Consider the following 21,417-nt stretch of genomic DNA (forward strand, 5'->3'; position numbering starts at 1 on the left):
CCGGATCGATCACCGCGCCGCGCTTCGTCGCAGGATCCCACACCAGGTAGCTCACCGTGTTCGTCGGCTCGTCGAAGAAGGCGCGGATGGCTGCGTCTGATGTCGTCATCGGCGGTCTCCCTCCTGCCATGATGACAGCAGGCCGTGGCGGAGGTGAACCGAATCCCGCCGCCGCTTGCCAGGCATCACGCCCCAAGGTTGCATGCCGCGCACCTGAAGGGGATATCGATGCGCTGCCGGGCCGCCTTCCTCGCGCTGCTGTTCTGCCTGTTCGCCGGCGCCGCCGCCGCGCAGCCGGCGGTGCTGGTGCTCGACGGCTCGTCCTCGATGTGGGGCCGCATCGGGACCCGCAGCAAGGTCGATATCGTGCGCGACGCGGTCGCCGGGCTGATGTCCCGCTGGGCGGCCGCGCGCCCGGTCGGGCTGGTCGCCTACGGCCATCGACGCGCGCAGGACTGCGCGGACATCGAGATGCTGCGCGCGCCGGCGACGAATGCCGCCGGGATCGTCGCGCTGACGCAGCGCATCACGCCGCGCGGCCGCACGCCGATGGCCGATGCGGTGCGCCTGGCGGCGGAGGCGCTGGGCCCCGGCGGCGGCAGCATCATCCTCGTCACCGACGGCATCGAGACCTGCCACCCCGACCCCTGCGCCGTTGCACAGCAGATCGCGCGCTCCGGCGTGAGGCTCGTGGTGCATACGGTCGCCTTCGCGCTGGCCGACCCCGCCGCGCTCGCGCAGCTCCGCTGCATGGCGCAGGCGACCGGCGGCCTCGCGCTGGCGGCACCCGATGCGGAGAACCTCGCCACCGCGCTCGACCGTGCCGCCGCTATGCCGACGCCGGGGCCGCGCGCCGCCGCGCCGCGCGCCGAGCCGGTGCCGCAGCCGCGGCTGGTCGTCACGCTCCGCCTCTGCCCGCAATGCGACCCGATGACGGGCGATGCCCGCATCATCCTGCGGCGCGGCGAGGAGGTGGTCGCGACCGATGGCGAGCCGTTCGGCCGTTTCTTCGACCTGCCGGCGGGCGACTACACCGTGGCGGTGGAAGCCACGCTGTTCCATCGCGCTCCGGTGCCCGTCAGCGTGCCGCCGGCCGGCTTGGCGCGGGCGGAGATCGTGCTGGACGCCGGCTGGCTGGTGGCGGAGGCGCGGACCGCCCCCTCGGGCAACGCGGTGCCTCCCGCCTTCGGCGTCGAGTGGGCCATCGCGTCCGGGCCGTCCGGTTCCGAGGCGGCCGGCGCGGAGGTGCGGGCCGGCCCCGTCTACCTGGTGCCCGCCGGCGCGCACCGGCTGCGTGCCCGGTTGGGCAATGCGCAAGCCGCGGCGGAAGCCGTCGTCGCGGCCGGGGAGGTGGTGACGCGGCGCCTGGCCATCCCCTACGGCGTCCTGGCGCTGGAGGGCACCGGCGCCGCAAGCATCACGATCACCGCGCTGGACCGCGACCCGGCAGTGTTCGGCGAGTGGCACCTCGCGGAAGCAGGGCGCATTCCCCTCGCCCCCGGACGCTACCTGGTGACGGCCGACCGCGACGGGCGGCGCCTGGCGGCGGAGGTCGAGATCCGCGGCGAGATGGTGGTGGAACCGACCCTGGAGCCGCGTGACTGAAATCAGCGGCCGCTGGCACCAGCCATTCCGCGCCCGCAATCGCCGGGTGCAAGCCTCCGGTTTGCGCCCGGCGCCTGAGGGCATGAAACGGCCGATGCTAGCGGTCGCGAATAGCGGCCGTTGGTATCAGCCCACCCGTTCAACCCCGACGCCCGCCACGCGCCGGCCCGGTCGCCGCCCCACGGCCTGCGTCGAAGCCGAGGAACCCCGCCTCCGGCCGTGCCGCCCCGCCATCATTGGCGAAGAGCCGAGGGCGCGTTGCCGGTGCCGGACCGCGCACCGCCGCCCCGCGATTGGCCTGCGCCATGGCGCGCGCGGCTGCCGCCGCCTCGGCCTGGGCGGCGCGGTCGCGCGCGGCGCGCTGCGCCGGTGTCAGCGACGCCTCGGCCGGCGGGGCCGCGCCGCGCGCCGCGCCGCGCGCCGAGAGCAGGTAGAACAGGATGTCGTTGCGCCCCTGGTCCACCGCCGCGTCGATCGCCGTCAGTCCGAGCACGTTGCGCTCCTCGAGGCTCGCGCCGCGGTTCATCGCATCCCGCGCTGCCGCCATGTCGCCGCGGTTGATCGCGTCGAACAGCGCCGCGGTGGGCGAGAGGTTGGCATTGGGGTCGGCCGGGATCGGCTCCGGCGCGCGGCGCGCGGCCAAACCGGGCAGCGCCGGCGGCGGTGGCCGTGCGGTCTGCCCCTGTGCCTGGGGACCGGCGAACTGCGCCCGCGCCGGCGAAGGCCCGAGCGGCTGGCCCGGCAGCAGCGTCATCGCGAAAGGCGCGAGCAGGAGGATACGTCGCATGAGCACCATGTAGAGCAGATTCAGCCGGCGTGGAATCACGCGCTCGTGCGCAGCCGGTGGGGCGGGCGCGCCGCTGCAGCCAGCCATTCGATGCGAGCAAGGAAGTTCGGCGCTGTCGGGCCGGGAATTCCGGGGGTGGCAGCGATGCCGGCCACTCCGGTCCGGACCACCGGCGATCCGCACACCGAAGGCGAGGGCCGGCGCGTGCCCTCCTCTCGCAACCGGGGAGTCCCTCGGCGATCAACGGCAGGAAGGGCTCGGCCGCGGCCCCGCGCGCATGACACCGTCCGCACCGCCCGGCACGCCGACCCAGCGCCGGCTTCGTCCGAGCCGTGACGCTCCCCGGGGATCGAACTGATCCCGGCTGCCGGTCCTCACCGTCCCTCGCGTCGCCAAGCCATCACCGCCGCCCCCAGCACCAGCGCCAGGGCCAGCCAGGCGGGCAGCAGCGGTAGGGCGGAAATGCCCGTCACGCTGTGGTCCCCGTTGCGTCGCAGCCCGATCCAGCCCGCGCCTGCCACGTCGCGCCCCGGCGCCACGCGGCGCAGTTCCGGCACCGCCGGCGCGGCGCCGTCGCCGAGGAACCGTGCCGCGCCGCCGGTCCCGGCCAGCAGCGGGCGCAGCTTCTCGGGGTCGGCGCGCAGGTCCGCGATCTCCATCGGGTTGGCGGCGGCCGAGGCGGCGAAGGCGGTGCGTCGCCCATCGGAGGCCTGCCACACCCCCGGCTGCGACGCGGGCAGGGACAGCGTCGCGCGGCCGCCACCCGCTTCCTCGGGCCGGGCGCGGATGGTGGTGCCGTCGGGCGCGGTGACGGTGACCTCGGGCGCCGGGCCAGGGTCGAGGCTGCGGCGTGTCACCGTCAGCCGCCCGGCCTCGATGCGCGCGGTCAGGTCCTCCTCCTCGAGTTCCGTCTCGCGCATCAGCCAATGGGCGACGCGGCGCAGCACCTCCTGCTGCGGTCCGCCGCCGTCATGGCCGCGCGACCACAGCCAGATGTGGTCGGACAGCAGCAGCGCGACGCGGCCCTCCCCCACACGGTCGAGCACCATCAGCGGGGCGCCGTCCGGGCCTTCCATCACCGTGCTGCCGCTGCGTGGATCTGCGCGCAGGTAGCGATACCAGCGACCCCATTGCGCCTCGGCCTGTTCGGTATTGGACCCGGTCAGCCCTTCCGTGACCGGATGGCGGAAGCCGAGCGCCGAGACGCGCGGGCGGAAGGCCCCTTCGGCCACGATGTTCTGCCGCCCCGCCGGCCGGGCCGGCAGCACCTGGCCGAGCGGCGTCAGCGCCAGGGAGACCGGCCCGCTGAATTCCGGCCCGGTCGACATCAGCAGCGCGCCGCCGCCGCGGACGTAGTCGGCGATGTTGCGCAGATAGGCCGCCGGCAGGATGCCGCGGTTGGAGAAGCGGTCGAAGACGATCAGGTCGAAGTCGCGCAGCTTCACCTGGAACAGCTCGCGGACCGGGAAGGCGATCAGCGCCAGCTCGTTCAGCGGCGTCAGGTCGTCCTTCTCGGGCGGGCGCAGGATGGTGAAGTGCACCAGGTCCACATTCGGATCGGCCTTGAGCAGGCGGCGCCAGGTGCGCTCGCCGGCATGCGGCTCGCCGGAGACGAGCAGCACGCGCAGCCGGTCGCGCACGCCGTTGATGGTGATGACCTGGCGGTTGTTGCGGGTGCTGACCTCGCCGGGGCGGGCCTCGGCCTCGATCTCCACCACGGTCGGGCCGCCGCGCTGGATGGGCACGGCGATGCGGTGGTCGCGGCCGATCGGCACGCTCTCGCTGCGCGGCGCCTCGCCGTCGCGGCGGATGTTCAGCCGCGCCGCCCCCTGCGCATTGGGCACGCCGAGGTCGTCCACCGCGACGCGGATCTCGACCTCCCGCCCGACGATGCCGAAGCCGGGCGCCTCGATGACGCGCAGGCGCCGGTCGGTTTCGCCGGGCCGGCCGGGCAGCAGGGCATGGAAGGGGGCGTCGAAGGGGGCAGCGGCGGGGATGTCGTGCGCCTGGCCGTCGGTCAGGGCGATCACGCCCGCGAGCCGCGCGCGCGGGATCTCGGCCAGCGCGCGCTCGATGGCGGTGAACAGGCGCGTGCCCTGGTTGCCGGCCTCGGGCACCTCGACGGTGCGCAGTTCCAGCTCGGGCAGGCGGGCGGCGCGGGCTTCGACCTCGCGCCGCGCCGCCTCGATCTGCGTGGGGCGCGTGCCGAGGGTCGCGCTCTCGCTGCGGTCGACCACCAGCAGGGCGATGTCAGGGCGGGTTTCGCGGGATTCCTCGACCAGGCGCGGATTGGCGAGGGCGAGCAGGATCAGCGCGAAGGTGACGGCGCGCCAGAGCGTGCCGCGGGCGCGGCGCCACGCTGCGGGCAGCAGCGCGAGCAGGGCCAGCACCGCGGCGGCCCCCAGCAGCCAGAGCGGCAGGACAGGGGCGAAGTCGAGGCCGGCAATGGTGTGGTTCATGGCGTCACCCGGGAAGGCGCCGCCGTCCTCCAGGCGGCGAAGCACTGCTTCGCCCCGTCGAGGACCAAACCTGCCTCGGCAAGCACGGCATCAAGTCTCCGCGGGTCCAGGGGACCGCGGTCCCCTGGCAGGGGAGCCCAAGGGGGCAAGGCCCCCTTGGGCAGGCCGTGCCGCACCATCAGTTCCCCAACCTCTCGAGGATCGCCGGCACATGCACCTGATCCCCCTTGTAGTTGCCGGTCAGCGCGTACATCACGAGGTTCACCCCGAACCGATAGGCCAGGATGCGCTGCCGCGCCCCGCCGGGGATGGTGGCGTAGGGATTGTTGCCGCGCGAATCGATCGCCCAGGCGGCCGCCCAGTCATGCCCGCCGATGATGACCGGGCTGACGCTGTCATTCGCCCGGTCCTGGTCGCGCGCCACCCAGACCTGGCCGCCGGAGAAGCGGCCCGGCAGGTCCTGCAGCAGGTAGAAGGCGCGCTTGAGCACATGGTCCTCCGGCACCGGCGCCAGCGGCGGCACCGCGAGATCCCGCGTCACCAGCCGCAGCGCCGCCCGCGATCCGGGGTTCATGCCCTCCCCCGAGCCTTCGTCCCGCGTGTCGAGCAGGATGATCCCGCCGTTGCGCATGAAGGTGTTGAGCGCCGCCGCCGCCGCGGCATCCGGCTGCGGCGCCTCTGCCAGCACGGGCCAGTAGAGCAGCGGGTAGAAGGACAGGTCGTCGCGCCCCGGCACCACCGGATGCGGTTCCGCCAGCCCCGCCGCGGTGCGGCGGTTCACGAAATCCGACAGGCCGAGCAGGCCCATCCGTGAGATCTCGTCCACCTGCGCATCGCCGGTGACCACATAGGCGAGGCGCGTCGCATTCGCCGCCGCCGCGTCCTGGTCCTGCGCCCGGGCGGGCGCCGCGGCGAGCAGCAGCGCCAACGCCGCCGCCCCCGCCGGCCGCGACCACTGCTTGCCGATCAGCCCGCGCTGGGCAAGCGATACCACCAGGTCCGCCGCCAGCAGCAGCAGGGCCATCGCCAGCAGCCAGGGGCCGAGGTCGCGCTCGGCCGGCACGCCGCCGATCGTCTCCAGGCGCGACCCGGCGGGCGGCGCGGCGGCCGCGCGCGGTGCGGGCAGGTGGGCGGACAGGTTGAGCGCCCGGCGCCAGGCGGTTTCCTCCGCATGGCCGGGCGTGCCGTACCAGCCCGGCGGATGGCGCGGGGAGGCGACCGTCTCCTCGACCCGGTTCGCCGGGATGGGGGCCGCGGCCGGCGGAGCGGGGCCGAGCCGGCCGAAGCCGTCCAGCATCTCGAGCGGGGCGAGCGGCGCCTCGCCCTCCGCCCCCTGCACGCCGGCGGACAGCGCCACCAGCCGGCGCAGCATGTCCACGAACAGCCCCGACAGCGGCAGGTTCGACCACTCGGCATTCGCCGTGACGTGGAACAGCACGATCCGCCCCTGCCCGCGCGCGATCTCGGTGACCAGCGGGGTGCCATCCGCCAGCCGCGCCCAGGATCTTTCGCTCAGCCGCGGCGAGGGTTCCGCCAGCACCTGGCGTTCCACCGTCACCTCGGCGGGCGGCACCAGGCCGGCGAAGGGCGAAGCTTCCGGAAAGGGCGCCAGCGTCTGCGGCCGGTCCCAGGAGAGCGCGCCGCCAAGTGCGCGTTCCCCCGCCCGCAGCGCCACCGGCAGCAGCGGGTCCGGCCGCTCGGCGAGGCGCGGTCCGGCGAAGCGGATCAGCATGCCGCCCTGCTCGACCCAGCGGGTCAGCGCCTCCCGCTCGCGCCCCTCGGGCACTTCGCGATCGGCCAGGATCATCACCGCGAGGCGGCGGCCGAGCAGCGTCTCCGGCGTCCCCCGGCGGATCTCCGCATAGGGGCCGAGGGCGCGTTCCAGGTAGTAGAGATCGCCCGTCAGTGGCGCGTCGGCGCTGGTCTCGACCGCGGCGGACAGGCCCACGGGCCGGCGGCGGAAGCGTTCGTCCAGCAGCACCGTGCCGGCCGCGCCGGCCTCCGGTTCGAGGTCGAGCCGAACAACCTGGTTGCGGATCTCGATCGGCAGGTCGAGCGCGGCCTCGGCCGAGCCGGCACCTGGCGCGAAGGCCAGTGTCGCCGAGGCGATGGCGCGGCCATCGCCGGTGCGGGCGAGCACCGTCGCCTCGGTCGGGGCGCCGAGCGGCGCCTGCAGCGCCCGCACCACCAGCCGGTCGGCCTCGGCGCGCGGCGGCGGCAGGATGCGGGCCGGTCGGGCCTCCGCGCGCGCGACGGTCAGGGGGCCGGCCACGGCCAGCGCGGTCGCCAAGGGGCTGAAGGCGTCGCCCTCCGCCGCATGCTCCAGCCCGTCGGCGAGGTAGAGCGTGGCGAAGGCGCCCGGGTTCGCGGCGCGAAAGGCGTTCAGCGCGGCCAGCGCCGCGGCGCGGTCCGGCGCCCAGGCACGCGGGCGCAGCGCGGCGAGGCGCGCCCGCGCGTCCTCCGCCGGCATCAGCGCGCTGGCGGCGAGCGGCTCGCCGGTCTCCGGCGCCGCGGTCGGCAGCAGGGCCACCCGCCGCCCCTCCCGCCCCGCCGCTTCCAGCGCCGCCGCCGCGGTTGCGGCCCGCGCCGGCCAGTCGGGCGCGGCCGCCCAGCCATTGTCGATCGCCACCAGCAGCGGCCCCGATCCGCCGCCGCCCGTCTGCGGCTGCCAGACCGGCCGCGCCAGGCCGCAGATGAGCAACGCCGCCGCCGCCAGGCGGAGCAGCAGCAGCCACCAGGGAGTGCGGTGCGGTGTCTCCTCGGTCGGCGGCAGGTCGCGCAGCAGGAGGATGGCCGGGAAGGCCTGGGCCCTGGGTGCCGGCGGGGAAACGCGCAGCAGCCACCACAGCAGCGGCAGCGCCGGCAACGCCAGCAGCAGCCACGGTGCGGCGAAGGCGAGAGGCCCGATCTGCCACATCACTCGGGGGCCAGCCTGCGGTAAAGGGCCAGCAGCGCCGCCTCCGGCGGCTGGTCGGTGCGATGGGTGGCGAAGGACCAGCCCGAGGCCGCGGCGATCGCCGCAAGCCCGTCCCGGTGCCGCGCCAGGCGTTCCTCATAGAGCGCGCGCACGCCCTCGACGCGCGGGACCAGCGCATGCTCGGCGGTGCCGAGGCCTTCGAAACGGATGCGGCCGGTGAAGGGCAGGGTCTCCTCCGCAGGGTCGAGCACCTGCACCAGATGGCCCCGGACCGAGCGCGCCGCCAGCGCGGCGACCGCATTCCGGGTCTCCTCGAGCGGCGCGAGGAAATCCCCCACCAGCACCGCCCGTGCATGGCGCGGGATGCGCGCATCCTCGGCGGCGGCGGCCTGGCGCGGCAGCGCCTCCGCCAGCGCCGAAAGCGCCCCGCGCCCGGCGAAGGCCCGCGGCAGGCCGAACAGCCGCACGCGCTCCCCGCCACGGAACAGCAGCGCGGCGACCGCCAGCAGCAGCAGCTCGGCACGGAAGCGCTTGGCCGGCAGGTCGCGGTCGCTGCGCCAGTCCATGCCCGCGCCACGCTGCGACCACAGGGCGACCGTCTGCGCCGCTTCCCATTCCGTCTCGCGCACGAAGAGGCGGTCGGACTTGGCCGATTGCCGCCAGTCCACCCGCGCGGCGGCATCGCCGACGACATAGGGGCGGAACTGCCAGAAGGCATCGCCCTGGCCGGGACGACGACGGCCATGGACGCCCTGCATGACCGTCGCGGCCACACGCTCGGCCTGCACCACCAGCGGCGGGAGCGCGGCACCGAGGGATTCGGCCCATGGGACGGAAACCGGAGGGATCGTCACGGCGCGGCGCGGCCGTAGGGAGGGCGCTGCCCTCCCCACACCCCTCCCGCCAAAGGCCCAAGGGCCCTTGCAACCCTCGACGTGATCGGGGTGGCGGCGGAGGGGGCATGGCGCGGCCGTGACCGAGGCCGTGCCGGTCGCGCCCCCTCCGCCGCCACCCCGACAAAAACTGGTTTCCAAAGGCCTTTCGGCCTTTGGCGGGGTGAGGTCTGGAGAGGGGCAGCGCCCCTCTCCAAGGCCGCGCGCATCGTCACGCTACCCCACGCTCTCCTTCAATGTGTCGATCACCTCCGACAGCCGCACCCCGTCCGCCCGGGCGGCGAAGGTGAGTGCCATGCGGTGCCGCAGGACGGGTTCGGCCAGGGCGATCACGTCGTCCACGCTGGGGGCGAGGCGTCCGTCCAGCAGGGCGCGCGCGCGGGTGGCGAGCATCAGCGCCTGCGCCGCGCGCGGCCCCGGGCCCCAGGCCAGGTTCTGGCGCACGGCTTCGATCCCGGTGGTCTCCGGCCGCGCCCCGCGGACCAGCCTGAGGATGGCTTCGAGCACCTGCTCGCTCACCGGGATGCGGCGGATCAGCCCCTGGGCGGCGATCAGCTCCGCGCCCGTCATGGCCTGGACGGGCCTCGCTTCCCGCGCGCCGGTGGTGGCCAGCAGCATGGCGCGCTCGGCCTCCTCGTCCGGGTAGCCGACCTCGATTTCCAGCAGGAAGCGGTCGAGCTGCGCCTCGGGCAGCGGGTAGGTGCCTTCCTGCTCGATCGGGTTCTGGGTGGCGAGCACGTGGAAGGGCACGGGCAGGGCGTGGATCTCCCCGCCGATGGCGACACGCTGTTCCTGCATCGCCTGCAGCAGCGCCGACTGGGTGCGGGGGGAGGCGCGGTTGATCTCGTCCGCCATCAGCAACTGGCAGAAGACCGGGCCCTTGAGGAAGCGGAAGGCGCGCTTGCCGTGCGCGTCCTCCTCCAGCACCTCGGAGCCGAGGATGTCGGCGGGCATCAGGTCCGGGGTGAACTGCACCCGCCGCGCATCGAGGCCGAGCACGGTGCCGAGCGTATCGACCAGCTTGGTCTTGCCGAGGCCGGGCACGCCCACCAGCAGCACATGGCCACCGGAGAGCAGCGTGATCAGCACGCGCTCGACGACCAGGTCCTGGCCGAAGATGACGCGGCCGACCGCGTCCCGCACCCGGGCCAGGCGGGCGCCGAGCGCCTCCACCTCCGCGACGAGGGCGGCAGGATCCTGTGGCTCGGCCACTTCACTCATCCGGGCAGGGCTCCCTATATGACGGGGCGGAGGCGCGCGGGCCGGTGCCACCCTCAACACCTAGGTTCGCATCGGCCACGCTGAGTGCAAGGGCGACGATGGGCATGACGCTCCACGGCATGGAAAAGGCTGGTTGCGCGGTACCCCCGGCAGGGGCCGTGCTGGCGCGCGCGAAGATGGAGTGTGGCGACTACGCCATCCGCATCGGTCGCGACGGCACCTGGTACTACCGGGGCAGCGCGATCCAGCGCAAACCGCTGGTCTGCCTGTTCGCCTCGGTCCTGAAGCGGGGCGATGACGGCACCTATTGGCTCGAGACTCCGGCCGAGCGTGGGCGGATCGAGGTCGAGGACGCGCCCTTCATCGCGGTCGAGCTCTTCTGGCGCGATTGTGACTGCGGCGGCAGGGAGCCGCGCCAATGCCTGACTTTCCGCACCAACCTCGACGAGATGGTGACGGCCAACGCCGAGCACCCGATCCGCGTGCAGCTCTGCCCCGTCACGCGGGAGCCGCGGCCCTACATCACCGTGCGGCCGGGGCTGGAGGCGCGGATCAGCCGCGTCGTCTTCTACGAGCTGGTGGCGCTGGCGCAGCCCGAGACGATCGACGGGCGCGAAGTGCTGGGCGTCTGGAGCGAGGGCGTGTTCTTCCCGATCGACGACGTGCCGGCCATCGACATGGCCGCGGATTGACCGCGCCTCGGGCCGCGGGGATGCGCGGCCGCACACCCGCCGCTATGGTGCCCCGTGCCCGCTGAGACAACTGCCGCCCCGCCCACCCTGGACCCGGAGGCGCTGCGCGCCCGGCTCGCCGACCCCGGCTCGATCCCGCGCGACCGCGCCACGCCGGAGGACGATCTTGACCGCGCCGCGCGCGCCGGCGGGGTGTCCGTGCCGGCGGCGGTGCTGGTGCCGCTGGTCGCGCATCCCGACCCCACGGTGCTGCTGACGCTGCGCTCCGCGCGGCTGAATTCTCATGCCGGCCAGGTTTCCTTCCCCGGCGGGCGGATGGAGGCGGGCGAAACGCCCGAGGAAGCCGCCCTGCGCGAAGCGGAGGAGGAAGTCGGGCTGGACCGGTGCCTGCCGCAGATCCTCGGCCGGCTGCCGACGCTGCTGACGGGCACGGGCTACCTGGTGACGCCGGTGGTCGCGCTGCTGCGCCCGCCATTCGAGCTGCGCCACGATCCGGCGGAGGTGGCCGAGCCCTTCGAGTACCCGCTCTCCTGCCTGCTCGACCCCGCGGCGCCGGAGCGGCGGCGGCAGGAATTCCGCGGACGGATGCGCGAATTCTGGGTCTGGCCGCATGAGCGGCACTACATCTGGGGCGCGACGGCCTCGATGTTGGTGACGCTGGCGGGGGTGCTGCGGGAGCGGGACTAGGCGGCGGCACGACGGCGTGGATTGCGCCACATGGGCGCGAAGATGCGGCGATGGAGGAATCGGAGAGGGGCTTTGCCCCTCTCCGGACCTCACCCCACCAAAGGCCGAAAGGCCTTTGGAAACCGTCACCTGGTGTTGGGCAGGGCAGGAATTCCGCGGCGACGAGGGATGCGCCGCGCCCGGTGCGCGCTTCTTCGTACCGGCGCGGCCGCCCCATGCCCGGCACCAGGTATCGGCGGGTCCAGGGTGCCCTGCACCCTGGCGGGGTGAGGCTCGGAGAGGGGCAGGGCCCCTCTCCGATCAACAGCGCCAACAGTTCGCGCGTGTGCGGCAACGGCCCCTCCAAGCCACCTCCGCCACGGCGCCCTCGCAGGCCGAAGGGCCTTCGGGAACCATGCGGCGACGTGCGCGATGGCCGGAGCGGGCGCGGTGGAGGCGTGCGGCGCCAATCGTCGGGACGCTGCGCCATGCGGAGCGACGGAGGGTGTCCTCCGTCCCGTGCTACCTTCGGCCCGGCGGCCCTGTCCCCCCGGGCGGGCGCGCCCAACTCGCGAGGAGACCCGCATGGCCACCAACATCGCCGCCGAACGCCGCCTGCTTGGCGACGACTTTGCCATCGTCGCGCCGAGCCACTACCCCGCCCTCGCCGACCTTGGCGCGGAGGAGGCCCTCGCCCTCGCCCGCCAGCTGCGCGAACAGCGCAATCGCCTGCGCGGCATGGCCCATGCCAATCGCCGCGCGCGCCGCGGCAAGGCGGAACCCCGCGCGACCGCGCCGTCCGATGCCGCGCTGATGCGCCGCAAGCAGGTGTTCGCCGCCGCGCTGAAACGGGTGAACGCGCGGCTCGACACGCTGCACGGGGAAGCCCGCCGCGCCCGCCGCACGGAAGCGCTGCGCGACGCGCTCGCGCGCAAGCGCGCAGCCAAGGTGCACCACCCAGGCGGCGGCGCCAGCGCGGAAGCGGGCATGCGCGTCAAGGCGAACAGCAAGCGCAGGACGCGGATCGACCCGCGCCAGGTCGGCAGCGTCTCCCAGGCGGGCAAGGCCGCGCAGGCGCGCCGCGACGGCTGAAGCGGGCCGCGGCGGCGGGGCGTCGCATGCGATGCCTCGCCGGACCGTTCATCTGGCCTTGAGGGCCATGAGGGACTATCCGGGAGGCATAGCTGCACCGGGAGAAACCAATCCATGACGACCCGCCGTACCCTTCTGGCCGCCGGCGCCGGCCTGCTCGCCGCGCCCGCGGTCCATGCCCAGGGCGGATGGCCGAACCGCACGGTCCGCGTCATCGTGCCCTGGCCGCCGGGCGGCTCCACCGACGTCCTGGTCCGCATCTACTGCGAGCTGCTGCAGCCCGCCCTCGGCCAGACCTTCGTGGTGGAGAACCGCGCCGGCGCCGGCGGCAACATCGGCATCGACGCCACCGCGAAGGCGGCGCCGGACGGCTACACCATGGGCATCGCCTCGGTCGGGCACCTGGCGATCAACCCTTACCTCTATGCCCGCCTGCCCTACGACCCGGTGAAGGACCTGCTCCCGGTCGGCATCGCGTGGGACCTGCCGAACGTCGCGGTGGTCTCCGCCCAGCACAACCCGTCGCGCACGCTGCAGGATTTCATCACCTGGGCGAAGGCCAAGCGCGGCGGCTTCACCTACGGCTCCCCGGGGGTGGGCACGACGCCGCATCTCTCCGGTGCGCTGTTCGCCTCCCGCGTCGGCATCGAGGCGACGCACGTGCCCTTCCGCGGCGCGGCACAGACCATCCCGGCGATGCTGTCGGGCGACCTCGACTTCGCGCTCGACAACCTCGCCTCCTACGTGCCGGTCATCACCGAAGGGCGGATGCGGGCGCTTGCCATCACCTCGGCCAATCGCTGGCCGACCATGCCGGACATCCCGACCATGGCGGAGGCCGGGGTGCCGAACTTCGTCGTCTCCTCCTGGCAGGGCTTCGTCTTCCCGGCTGGCACGCCGCGCCCGGTGATCGACCGGCTGAACGGCGCGCTGCGGCGCATCGCGGGCGAACAGTCGCTGAAGGACCGCTTCCTGCGCGTGGGCGCCGAGGCGGTGTGGAGCACGCCGGAAGAGATGACGGCGCGCGCCGACCGCGAACGGCCGATGTGGCAGGAAGCGGTGCGCGTTTCCGGGGCGCGGGTCGAGTAGGAAGGTCGGGGGGCCCGGGGGGACGTTCCCTTCCCCCCGGCCTTTCTCCTTCTTCCCCAAGCGGGCATAACCCGCCGGTCATGTCCGCCCGCGACCTCTCCGCGCCAGGTGCCCGCCGGGCCGCCTGGCTCAATTCGCTGTTCGTGGACCATGCCCTGCTGCGCCTCGGCTGGCGCAACTGGGGCGTGGTGGAGAGCGGCCGGCTCTATCGTTCCAACCACCCGACCCCGTGGCAGCTTGAGCAGGCGGTGCGCCGCTACGGCATCCGCACCGTCATCAACCTGCGCGGCCATCGGGAGGCCTGCGGTTCGGATGCGCTCGGGCGCAGGGCCGCGGCGGATCTCGGGCTCGACCATGTCGATGCGCCGCTCGAAAGCCGCGGCGCGCCGCACAAGGACCGCGTGCTGCGCCTCGCCGGCATCTTCGCGCACATGGAGGAACCGGCGCTGATCCACTGCAAGTCCGGCGCCGACCGCACCGGGCTCGCGGCCGGCATCTGGCTGCTCCTGCAGGGGCGGCCTGTCGAGGAGGCGCTGACTCAGCTCTCGCTCCGCTTCGGCCATGTGGCGGCGGCGCGCACGGGCATCCTCGATGCCTTCTTCCGCGCCTATGCGGCCCACCGGAAGGCGAAGGGGCCGAAACCCTTCCTCGACTGGGTGCGCGACGACTATTCCGAGGACGCGCTGCGCGCCGATTTCCGCAGCACCCCCTGGGCCGACCGGCTGGTGGACGGGGTGCTCAGGCGGGAATGATGCCGCCGCGCCCTGCCGCCGGGCCGCACATCGGCGGGGCGGACGGCATCGCGCGCGGGGCTGGTGCGGCAGTCGGGGGGCTCATGCCGGGTCAGCCGGATGGCTGGTGGGCGTGAGCGCCTCGAGCGCCGCGATGTCACCCTTCGCCAGCGCAGGCACGGCACGCGCGACCCGTTCGGCCGGCCAGTCCCACCAGGCGGCGCGCAGCAGCCGGTCCACCGCCGCCGCGTCGTAGCGCATGCGCACCACCCGCGCCGGATTTCCCGCCACGACGGCATAGGGCGGCACGTCGCCCGCCACCACGGCGCGGGCGCCGACGACCGCGCCATGGCCGATGGTGACGCCTGGCAGCACGAGGCATTCGGTGCCGAGCCAGACATCGTGCCCGACCGTGATCGGCCCGCCGCCGCGCCAGGGGTACTCGTCGAGCGGCAAGGCCTCGGCAAAGGACCCGCCGAGGATGCCGAAGGGGAAGGTGGACGGCCCCGCCATCGCGTGGTTCGCGCCGGGCATGAGGAAGGTGGCGCGGTGCGCGATGGCGCAGTAGCGGCCTATCGACAGGCTGCCGAAGCCGAAATTGTAGCGCACGCAGCGTTCGAGGAAGCGCAGCGGATCCTCGTGGTCGTGGTAGTAGGAATACGCCCCGGCCGTGACGTTGGTGACCTCCGGATGCCGCGCGAGCAGCGGCGCGAGGAGCACCGTGCCGGCGTCGCCGGGTACCGGATGCAGCAGGTTCGGATCAGGCGGCTCGGTCATGCGGCGATCCTCGGCGGCAGGCGCACATACACGGCCAGCGCGACCAGGGCGATGCCGAGGAACGCGACGCCCGCCCAGAGCGGTGCCGCCGGCGTGCCGGTGATGTCCCGCGCCATGCCGGCGAGCGGCGGCAGCAGCGCGAGCGAACCGTAGAACAGCGTGTAGTGCACCCCCATGCCGAAGGCGCGGCTGGCCGGGGAGAGCGCGCGGCCCACCATGGCCATGACCAGCGAGGCCGGCGGCGCCGTCAGCGCGCCGAACAGCAGCAGGAACACCCAGGGCGACAGCCCCGCCGCCACCGCGACCAGGCAGGCGGCCATGCCGAGGATGCAGGCGACGGTCACCAGGACCGGCCGCCCCGCGCGCTCCGCCAGCGCGCCGCCCATCGGCAGCAGCGGCAGGATGGCGAAGCCGAGCAGGGAGGCCGCCGCGCCCGCCTGCTCCACCGGCCAGCCGCGCGCCACCAGGAAGGCCGGCGCGAAGCCCAGCGCCACGACATAGGCGGCATTGTAGAAGCCCCACAGCGTGCCGGCGGAGAGCAGCGGCGCCCATTCGGCCGCGAGCAGCCCGCCTCGCCGCGCCGGCGCCGCGCCGGGCCCTTCGCCGCGCGGCGGCGCCCACCACAACGGCAGGAAGGACGCCGCGCAGACCAGCGCGGAGAGCCACAGCCCGGCGCGCCAGTCCGTGCCCAGCAGCGGCAGTACCAGCAGCGAGATGCCGATGCCGCAGGGCCAGGCCATCAGCATCAGCCCGAGCGCCGGCGCCAGCGTGGCGCCCGAGAAGCGGTCCAGCACCATCTTGGCGCAGGCGATCGCCAGCAGCGCCCCGCCGACGCCCGAGACGAGCCGCCCCGCCAGGGCCAGCGCGAAGCCCGGCGCCAGCGCCAACAGGATGCCGCCCACCGCCATCAGCCCGACGCCGGCCAGCAGCACGCCGCGGTCACCCAGGCGCGCCATCACCCAGCCCGCCGGCAGCGCCACGAAGACGCCGGCGAGCGAATAGGCGCCGATCAGCGAGCCGAGTTCCGTCCAGTCGGCCGCCAGCGCGCCGATCAGCAGCGGCCCGAGCGCGCCTACCACCTGGAACTGCGCACCCATGGCGGCACGCGCGGCGGCGAGGATGCCGAGCTCGGCCCAGCGATTCCGGGAAGCGGAGGTCATGCCCGATAAGGCCGGGGATGGCGCCGTGGCGCCAGCCCCCCTGCGCGTCTCGCCGAGCCGCGCGGAGCGCCCTATCGTTCCGGGCGGAGCAGATGGGGGGAGACTGGATGCTGCCGTTGCAGGGGGTGCGCGTGATCGAGGTCGGCCAGGCGCTGGCCGGGCCGCTCGCCGGCGCGATCATGGCCGACATGGGCGCCGACGTGATCAAGGTGGAGAAGCCCGACGGCGGCGACGACGCGCGCGGCTGGGGCCCGCCCTTCGCGGATGACGGCACCACGTCGCTCTATTTCCACGGGCAGAACCGCAACAAGCGCGGCGTGACGCTCGACCTCAAGAAGGCCGAGGATGTCGAGGCGCTGCACCGGCTCTGCGAGACCGCCGACATCCTCATCCAGAACCTGCGCCCCGGCGTGGTCGATGAGATCGGCATCGGGCCGGCGGCGATGCTCAAGCGCCATCCACGCCTGGTCTACTGCTCGATCTGGGCGTTCGGCGACCGCGGTCCGATGCGGATGAAGCCCGGCTTCGACCCGCTGCTGCAGGCCTATGGCGGCATGATGAGCGTGACCGGCCGGCCTGAGGACCCGCCGACCTTCTGCGGCGCATCGATCAACGACAAGGCGACCGGGATGTTCACCGTGATCGGCGCGCTCGGCGCGCTGCGGCGGCGGGACATCACGGGGCGCGGCGGGCTGGTGGACACCTCGCTGTTCGAGACGGCGGTGCACTGGGTCGAGGGCCAGGTGAACAACCACCTCGCGACCGGCGACATCCCCAAGCGGCACGGCACGGGCGGCGCGGTGATCGTGCCCTACCAGGTGTTCGACTGCGCGGACCGGCCGCTGTGCCTCGCCGCCGGCAACGACCGTCTCTGGGCGCGCTGCGCCGTGGTGCTCGGTCATGCCGAATGGGCGGATGACGAACGCTTCGCCAAGGGTGCCGCGCGGGTGCGCAACAAGCCGGCGCTGATCCCGCTGATCGCGGAGGTGCTGAAGACGCGCCCGCGCGACGAGTGGATCGCCGCGCTGGAGAGGGCCGGCGTGCCCTGCGCGCCGGTGAACGACATCGGGGAGGTGGTGGCGAGCGAGCAGTTCGCCGCCATGGGGATCGTCCAGGACCTGCCGGGCGACGGGCCGAAGGTGGTGGGGCTGCCGATCAGCTTCGATGGCGTCCGGCCGCGCTCGGCGCGCGGGGCGCCGGCGCTGGGCGAGCACAATGCGGAGTTGCTGGGGCGCTGACGGCGGCGGCCCCGGGCGCCGCGCTGCCATCGGTGCCTCATTGTGTCGTCCGGTCGGCATGGCGTGGCGCCAGGCTGGATGGAGCGGGCTGGCCTGCCAGGTGCGAAGCTTCGCCCGCCCTGCCCTGGGCACCGGGGGCGCGCGCCCCGGTGGGCTGGCCGCGGTGCGAGCCCGGACCCGACCAGTGTCCTGATTCCGAAGTCGCCGGGACTTCGGGATCAGGACATTGGAGCGGTTTCCGTTCGCCTTGGCTCACGGCAACCGCTCCAGCCTTCTGTTTTCGCGAGCATCTTTACCCGATCAGCTGATTCCAGCTGGTCGGGATCTGCTCTAGTCGTCTTCCTCCAGCCGCGCGATGTCCTCGTCCGACAGGCCGAAATGGTGGCCGATCTCGTGGATCAGCACGTTGCGCACCAGACGGAACAGGTCCTCCCCGGTCTCGATCCATTCGAGCAGGATGGGCTCGCGGAACAGCAGGATCCGATCCGGTTCGCGCGGGATGTCGCCGGTGGATTTCGCCGTCAGCGGCACGCCCTGATAGAGGCCGGTGAGCTCCCAGGGGTTCTCGATCCCCATCTCGCGCAAGGTCTCGTCGTCGGGCGCATCCTCGACGAGGATCGCCGTTCCGCGCACCAGGTCGCGGAGCGGGACGGGGATTGCGGCGAGCGCGTGCTCGGCCATCTCAACCAGGTCGTCGAGGCCGGGCGGGGTGGAAAAGCGCATGGTGCCTCATGCGGGGCGGACCCGCCCGCCGTCAAGAAGAGGAGGAGCCGATGGTCGATCGACTGGACGCAGCCGGCCGCGCCGCCCTGGCGCAGGACCTGCCGGGCTGGGCCATGGTCGAAGGGCGGGATGCCATCCGGCGCGGCTTCCGCTTCGCCGACTTCAACCAGGCCTGGGGCTTCATGAGCCGCGTCGCCCTGCTGGCGGAGAAGCAGGACCACCACCCGGAATGGTCCAACGTGTGGAACCGCGTGGAGATCACGCTGTCCACGCACGATGCGGGCGGGCTCTCGACGCGGGACGTGGCGCTGGCGAAGGCGATCGACGGGCTGCTGCGCTGAACGGCGATGGCGGCGCGGGGGAAGGGCTCTGCCCTCCCCCCCGAACCCCCCACCCGCCAAAGGCCCGGGGCCTTTGGAAACCAATCCATCGATTCGGAATTCCGGGGAGGGACATCGCGCGCCCGCGGTGCGGCACCCCTCCCCACATCCCGGACCGGGTTCCGGTGTCCAGAGGCCTTTCGGCCTCTGGTGGGGGGAGGCCCGGAGGGGGGCAAAGCCCCTCTCCGGTCCCGCCCTCCCGCGCTCAGAGCGCCCGCCAGCCGATATCCCTGCGGCAGAACCCTTCCGGCCATTCGATCGCATCGACAGCCGCATAGGCCGCCGCCCGTGCCTCCGCCAGCGTCGCCCCCGTCCCGGTGATGCCGAGGACGCGCCCGCCGGTGGCGATCAGCGCCCCGTCCTCCCGCCGTGCCGTGCCGGCGTGGAACACCTGCACCCCCGGCACCTGGGCCGCGCGTTCCAGGCCGCGGATCTCGGTGCCCTTCGCGTAGGGCCCGGGATAGCCGCGCGAGGCCATCACCACGACGAGGGAATGCAGCGGTTCCCAGCGCAGGTCGAAATCCGCCAGCTCGCCGTCGCAGGCCGCGAGCAGAGCCGGCAGCAGGTCGGACCGCAGCCGGACCATCAGCGCCTGGCATTCCGGATCGCCGAAGCGGACGTTGAACTCGATCAGCTTCGGGCCGTGTTCGGTGATCATCAGCCCGACGAAGAGAACGCCGCGGAAGGGTGCGCCGCGCTTCGCCATCTCCGCGAGCACCGGCTGCACGATGCGGGCCATCACCGTGTCCTGCATCGCCGCCGTGAAGGCCGGCGGCGGGGAGTAGGCGCCCATGCCGCCGGTGTTCGGGCCGGTGTCGCCGTCGAAGGCGCGCTTGTGGTCCTGTGCGGCGCCGAGCGGCAGCGCGGTCCTGCCGTCGCAGAGGGCGAAGAAGGAAACTTCCTGCCCGATGAGGCATTCCTCGATCAGCACGGTCGCGCCGGATTCGCCGTGGATGCGGGATTCCATGATGTCGGCGATGGCGGCTTCGGCTTCGGCGACGCTGGCGGCGACCACCACGCCCTTGCCGGCGGCGAGGCCATCCGCCTTCACCACGATCGGCGCGCCCTGTTCGCGGACATAGGCCTTGGCGGCGGCCGGGTCCTCGAAGCGCCGCCAGCGGGCGCCGGGCGCGCCGGCGGCGTCGGCGACCTCCCGCGTGAAGGCCTTGCTGCCTTCGAGGCGCGCCGCGGCAGCCGAAGGGCCGAAGCACTTGATCCCGGCGTCGGCGCAGGCATCGGCGAGGCCGAGGGTGAGCGGCGCCTCCGGCCCACCCACCACCAGATCGACGGCGTTCCCGCGCGCGAAGGCGACCAGGGCGGGGATGTCCTCCGCGCCGATCGGCACGCATTCCGCGACCTCGGCGATGCCGGCATTGCCGGGCGCACACCACAATCTGCTCAGCAGCGGCGATGCCGCGATCGCCCAGCACAGCGCATGTTCCCGCCCGCCGCCGCCGACCACCAGGACCTTCATCGCCCACCCCCGTTCCGGAACGGGCGCGCCTTAGCATAGGGTGGGGCGATGGACACCCCGACCGCCTCCAACATCCCGGAATATGGCGTCTCCGACCTGGCGGGGGCGATTCGCCGCACGCTGGAAGGCGCCTTCGGCCGCGTGCGCGTGCGCGGCGAGATCACCGAGATGAAGCGGTATCCGTCCGGCCATGTGTACCTGTCGCTCAAGGACGCCGATGCGAAGATCGAGGCGGTGATCTGGAAGTCCGCGCTGCGCAACCTCGGCACCATGCCGGAGAACGGCGTGGAGATGATCGCGACCGGGCGCATCTCCACCTATGCGGATCGTTCGAAGTACCAGCTTGTCATCGAACGGCTGGAATATGCCGGGGAGGGCGCGCTGCTCGCGCGCATCGAGGCGCTGCGCAAGCGCCTGCTGGAAGAAGGCCTGTTCGATGAGGCCCGCAAGCAGTCCATCCCGCGTCTGCCCGCCGTGATCGGGGTGGTGACCTCCGAGAAGGGCGCCGTCATCCAGGACATCCGCACCACCGTCGCGCGGCGCTTCCCGCGGCGCATCCTGCTGTGGCCCGTCATGGTGCAGGGCCAGGGCGCGGCGGAGCAGATCGCCGCCGCCATCCGCGGCTTCGATGCCATCGCGCCCGGCGGGCGCGTGCCGCGACCCGACGTGCTGATCGTCGCGCGCGGCGGCGGCAGCCTCGAGGACCTGATGGCGTTCAACGAGGAGATCGTCGTCCGCGCCGCCGCCATGTGTTCCATTCCGCTGATCAGCGCGGTGGGGCACGAGACCGACACCACGCTGATCGACTTCGCCTCCGACCGCCGTGCGCCGACGCCGACGGCGGCGGCGGAGCTGGCGGTGCCGGCGCGGGCGGAACTCGCTGCCGCGTTGGCGCAGACCGGCGCGCGGCTGGCGCAGGCGGCGGCGGGGCTGCTGAACGGTGCGCGGCTGCGCCTGCTGCGCGCCGAACGCGGCCTGCCGGACGTGCCGGCGCGGCTCGCGCAGTCCCGCCAGCGCCTGGACGATATCGGCGACCGCCTGCCGCGCGCGCTGGTGGCCCTGCTGACTGCGCGCCGGCAATCGCTCGCGGCGCTGCGCGTGCCGCATCCGCGTGAGGGCATCCTGGCCCGCCGTGCCGCGGTGCAGGCGCTGTCGCAGCGGCTCGGCGCCGCCTGGGGCCGGCAGCGCGATGCGCGTGTCGCGGCGCCCGCCTTTGCGCGGTTGTCGCCGGCGCCGGTGCAGGCCCTGATCCGCCAGAAGCGCGCGGTGCTGGAGGGCCTGTCGGCACGGCTGGAAAGTGCCTCCTACCAATCCGTCCTCGCGCGCGGCTTCGCGCTGGTGCGCGATGTGGACGGCCACGCCGTGACCGCCGCCGCGCGCGTTTCGCCCGGCCAGTCGCTGCGCCTGACCTTCGCCGATGGCGACATCCGCGCCCACGCTGAAGGCGCGCCATTGCGACGCAAATCACCCTCGCCCGACCAGGGATCCCTGCTGTGACCGGCCCGCGCAACCG

Annotated in this window: 18 protein-coding genes; 9 read left to right on the forward strand and 9 right to left on the reverse strand. The window is 73.8% G+C overall.

The features are described from left to right. The first annotated feature begins 228 nt into the window (after positions 1–228). Positions 229–1,605, forward strand: coding sequence for a vWA domain-containing protein (locus tag GXW74_RS25635; protein ID WP_211849486.1), 1,377 nt, complete (start codon positions 229–231; stop codon positions 1,603–1,605). A gap of 139 nt (positions 1,606–1,744) precedes the next feature. On the opposite strand, the gene GXW74_RS25640 is transcribed toward GXW74_RS25635, so the two are convergent. From GXW74_RS25640 to GXW74_RS25660, 5 genes are all read right to left on the reverse strand, one after another. Next, positions 1,745–2,431: an ankyrin repeat domain-containing protein gene (locus tag GXW74_RS25640; RefSeq protein ID WP_211849488.1), complete on the reverse strand. Its 687-nt coding sequence runs from the start codon at positions 2,429–2,431 to the stop codon at positions 1,745–1,747. A gap of 335 nt (positions 2,432–2,766) precedes the next feature. Then, a complete protein-coding gene (locus GXW74_RS25645; RefSeq protein WP_211849517.1) occupies positions 2,767–4,851 on the reverse strand; it encodes a hypothetical protein in 2,085 nt (694 codons plus the stop codon). Between the two features lie 178 nt (positions 4,852–5,029). Next, the gene (locus tag GXW74_RS25650) at positions 5,030–7,768 is read right to left on the reverse strand and encodes a DUF4159 domain-containing protein (protein WP_211849489.1); all 2,739 of its coding nucleotides are present in this window, start codon (positions 7,766–7,768) and stop codon (positions 5,030–5,032) included. Beyond that, complete coding sequence (locus tag GXW74_RS25655) at positions 7,768–8,622, reverse strand: DUF58 domain-containing protein (protein ID WP_338148335.1); 855 nt, start codon at positions 8,620–8,622, stop codon at positions 7,768–7,770. Before GXW74_RS25655 ends, GXW74_RS25650 begins: the two co-directional genes overlap by 1 nt. 255 nt (positions 8,623–8,877) lie before the next feature. Continuing rightward, positions 8,878–9,882 (reverse strand): AAA family ATPase, encoded by a 1,005-nt coding sequence (locus GXW74_RS25660; RefSeq protein WP_211849491.1) that lies wholly within the window; start codon positions 9,880–9,882, stop codon positions 8,878–8,880. Positions 9,883–10,001: 119 nt separating this feature from the next. Here GXW74_RS25660 and GXW74_RS25665 point away from each other — a divergent pair, with 119 nt between their 5' ends. From GXW74_RS25665 to GXW74_RS25685, 5 genes are all read left to right on the forward strand, one after another. After that, positions 10,002–10,574 (forward strand): DUF1285 domain-containing protein, encoded by a 573-nt coding sequence (locus GXW74_RS25665; RefSeq protein ID WP_246524137.1) that lies wholly within the window; start codon positions 10,002–10,004, stop codon positions 10,572–10,574. Between the two features lie 54 nt (positions 10,575–10,628). Further along, the gene (locus GXW74_RS25670; RefSeq protein WP_338148336.1) at positions 10,629–11,261 is read left to right on the forward strand and encodes a CoA pyrophosphatase; all 633 of its coding nucleotides are present in this window, start codon (positions 10,629–10,631) and stop codon (positions 11,259–11,261) included. Positions 11,262–11,825: 564 nt separating this feature from the next. Next, a complete protein-coding gene (locus GXW74_RS25675; protein WP_211849493.1) occupies positions 11,826–12,332 on the forward strand; it encodes a hypothetical protein in 507 nt (168 codons plus the stop codon). 114 nt (positions 12,333–12,446) lie between these two features. After that, positions 12,447–13,421: a Bug family tripartite tricarboxylate transporter substrate binding protein gene (locus tag GXW74_RS25680; RefSeq protein ID WP_211849496.1), complete on the forward strand. Its 975-nt coding sequence runs from the start codon at positions 12,447–12,449 to the stop codon at positions 13,419–13,421. An 80-nt stretch (positions 13,422–13,501) separates the two neighbouring features. Next, positions 13,502–14,173, forward strand: a complete 672-nt coding sequence (locus GXW74_RS25685) for a tyrosine-protein phosphatase (protein ID WP_211849497.1) — start codon at positions 13,502–13,504, stop codon at positions 14,171–14,173. A gap of 81 nt (positions 14,174–14,254) precedes the next feature. Here GXW74_RS25685 and GXW74_RS25690 read toward each other — a convergent pair whose 3' ends face one another. Further along, positions 14,255–14,929, reverse strand: coding sequence for a CatB-related O-acetyltransferase (locus tag GXW74_RS25690; protein ID WP_211849498.1), 675 nt, complete (start codon positions 14,927–14,929; stop codon positions 14,255–14,257). Further along, entirely contained in the window at positions 14,926–16,089 is a 1,164-nt protein-coding gene (locus tag GXW74_RS25695) for an MFS transporter (protein WP_211849499.1), read from the reverse strand. The genes GXW74_RS25690 and GXW74_RS25695 overlap by 4 nt, the downstream gene beginning before the upstream one ends. Before the next feature lie 107 nt (positions 16,090–16,196). Between GXW74_RS25695 and GXW74_RS25700 the strand changes: the two genes are divergently transcribed. Next, positions 16,197–17,327 carry a CaiB/BaiF CoA transferase family protein gene (locus tag GXW74_RS25700; protein ID WP_211849501.1) on the forward strand — a complete coding sequence of 377 codons (1,131 nt, stop codon included), beginning with the start codon at positions 16,197–16,199 and terminating at the stop codon, positions 17,325–17,327. A gap of 330 nt (positions 17,328–17,657) precedes the next feature. On the opposite strand, the gene GXW74_RS25705 is transcribed toward GXW74_RS25700, so the two are convergent. Then, the gene (locus GXW74_RS25705; protein WP_211849503.1) at positions 17,658–18,050 is read right to left on the reverse strand and encodes a metallopeptidase family protein; all 393 of its coding nucleotides are present in this window, start codon (positions 18,048–18,050) and stop codon (positions 17,658–17,660) included. Between the two features lie 50 nt (positions 18,051–18,100). Between GXW74_RS25705 and GXW74_RS25710 the strand changes: the two genes are divergently transcribed. Next, complete coding sequence (locus tag GXW74_RS25710; RefSeq protein WP_211849505.1) at positions 18,101–18,391, forward strand: 4a-hydroxytetrahydrobiopterin dehydratase; 291 nt, start codon at positions 18,101–18,103, stop codon at positions 18,389–18,391. Positions 18,392–18,635: 244 nt separating this feature from the next. On the opposite strand, the gene purD is transcribed toward GXW74_RS25710, so the two are convergent. Continuing rightward, positions 18,636–19,904: a phosphoribosylamine--glycine ligase gene (gene purD / locus GXW74_RS25715; RefSeq protein WP_211849506.1), complete on the reverse strand. Its 1,269-nt coding sequence runs from the start codon at positions 19,902–19,904 to the stop codon at positions 18,636–18,638. Positions 19,905–19,952: 48 nt separating this feature from the next. Here purD and xseA point away from each other — a divergent pair, with 48 nt between their 5' ends. Next, positions 19,953–21,401, forward strand: a complete 1,449-nt coding sequence (xseA, locus tag GXW74_RS25720; RefSeq protein WP_211849508.1) for an exodeoxyribonuclease VII large subunit — start codon at positions 19,953–19,955, stop codon at positions 21,399–21,401. Positions 21,402–21,417: the final 16 nt, after the last annotated feature.

Origin of the sequence: Neoroseomonas eburnea (assembly GCF_018129005.1) — a bacterium.
Classification (GTDB): Bacteria; Pseudomonadota; Alphaproteobacteria; order Acetobacterales; family Acetobacteraceae; genus Neoroseomonas; species Neoroseomonas eburnea.

What these genes read in the sequence shown, in the direction of transcription:
- purD (WP_211849506.1), bottom strand. Translation starts at nt 19,904, where the DNA reads ATGAAGGTCCTGGTGGTCGGCGGCGGCGGGCGGGAACATGCGCTGTGC.
- GXW74_RS25665 (WP_246524137.1), top strand. Translation starts at nt 10,002, where the DNA reads ATGGAAAAGGCTGGTTGCGCGGTACCCCCGGCAGGGGCCGTGCTGGCG.
- xseA (WP_211849508.1), top strand. Translation starts at nt 19,953, where the DNA reads ATGGACACCCCGACCGCCTCCAACATCCCGGAATATGGCGTCTCCGAC.
- GXW74_RS25660 (WP_211849491.1), bottom strand. Translation starts at nt 9,882, where the DNA reads ATGAGTGAAGTGGCCGAGCCACAGGATCCTGCCGCCCTCGTCGCGGAG.
- GXW74_RS25690 (WP_211849498.1), bottom strand. Translation starts at nt 14,929, where the DNA reads ATGACCGAGCCGCCTGATCCGAACCTGCTGCATCCGGTACCCGGCGAC.
- GXW74_RS25635 (WP_211849486.1), top strand. Translation starts at nt 229, where the DNA reads ATGCGCTGCCGGGCCGCCTTCCTCGCGCTGCTGTTCTGCCTGTTCGCC.
- GXW74_RS25695 (WP_211849499.1), bottom strand. Translation starts at nt 16,089, where the DNA reads ATGACCTCCGCTTCCCGGAATCGCTGGGCCGAGCTCGGCATCCTCGCC.
- GXW74_RS25705 (WP_211849503.1), bottom strand. Translation starts at nt 18,050, where the DNA reads ATGCGCTTTTCCACCCCGCCCGGCCTCGACGACCTGGTTGAGATGGCC.
- GXW74_RS25650 (WP_211849489.1), bottom strand. Translation starts at nt 7,768, where the DNA reads ATGTGGCAGATCGGGCCTCTCGCCTTCGCCGCACCGTGGCTGCTGCTG.
- GXW74_RS25645 (WP_211849517.1), bottom strand. Translation starts at nt 4,851, where the DNA reads ATGAACCACACCATTGCCGGCCTCGACTTCGCCCCTGTCCTGCCGCTC.
- GXW74_RS25700 (WP_211849501.1), top strand. Translation starts at nt 16,197, where the DNA reads ATGCTGCCGTTGCAGGGGGTGCGCGTGATCGAGGTCGGCCAGGCGCTG.
- GXW74_RS25685 (WP_211849497.1), top strand. Translation starts at nt 13,502, where the DNA reads ATGTCCGCCCGCGACCTCTCCGCGCCAGGTGCCCGCCGGGCCGCCTGG.
- GXW74_RS25680 (WP_211849496.1), top strand. Translation starts at nt 12,447, where the DNA reads ATGACGACCCGCCGTACCCTTCTGGCCGCCGGCGCCGGCCTGCTCGCC.
- GXW74_RS25710 (WP_211849505.1), top strand. Translation starts at nt 18,101, where the DNA reads ATGGTCGATCGACTGGACGCAGCCGGCCGCGCCGCCCTGGCGCAGGAC.
- GXW74_RS25675 (WP_211849493.1), top strand. Translation starts at nt 11,826, where the DNA reads ATGGCCACCAACATCGCCGCCGAACGCCGCCTGCTTGGCGACGACTTT.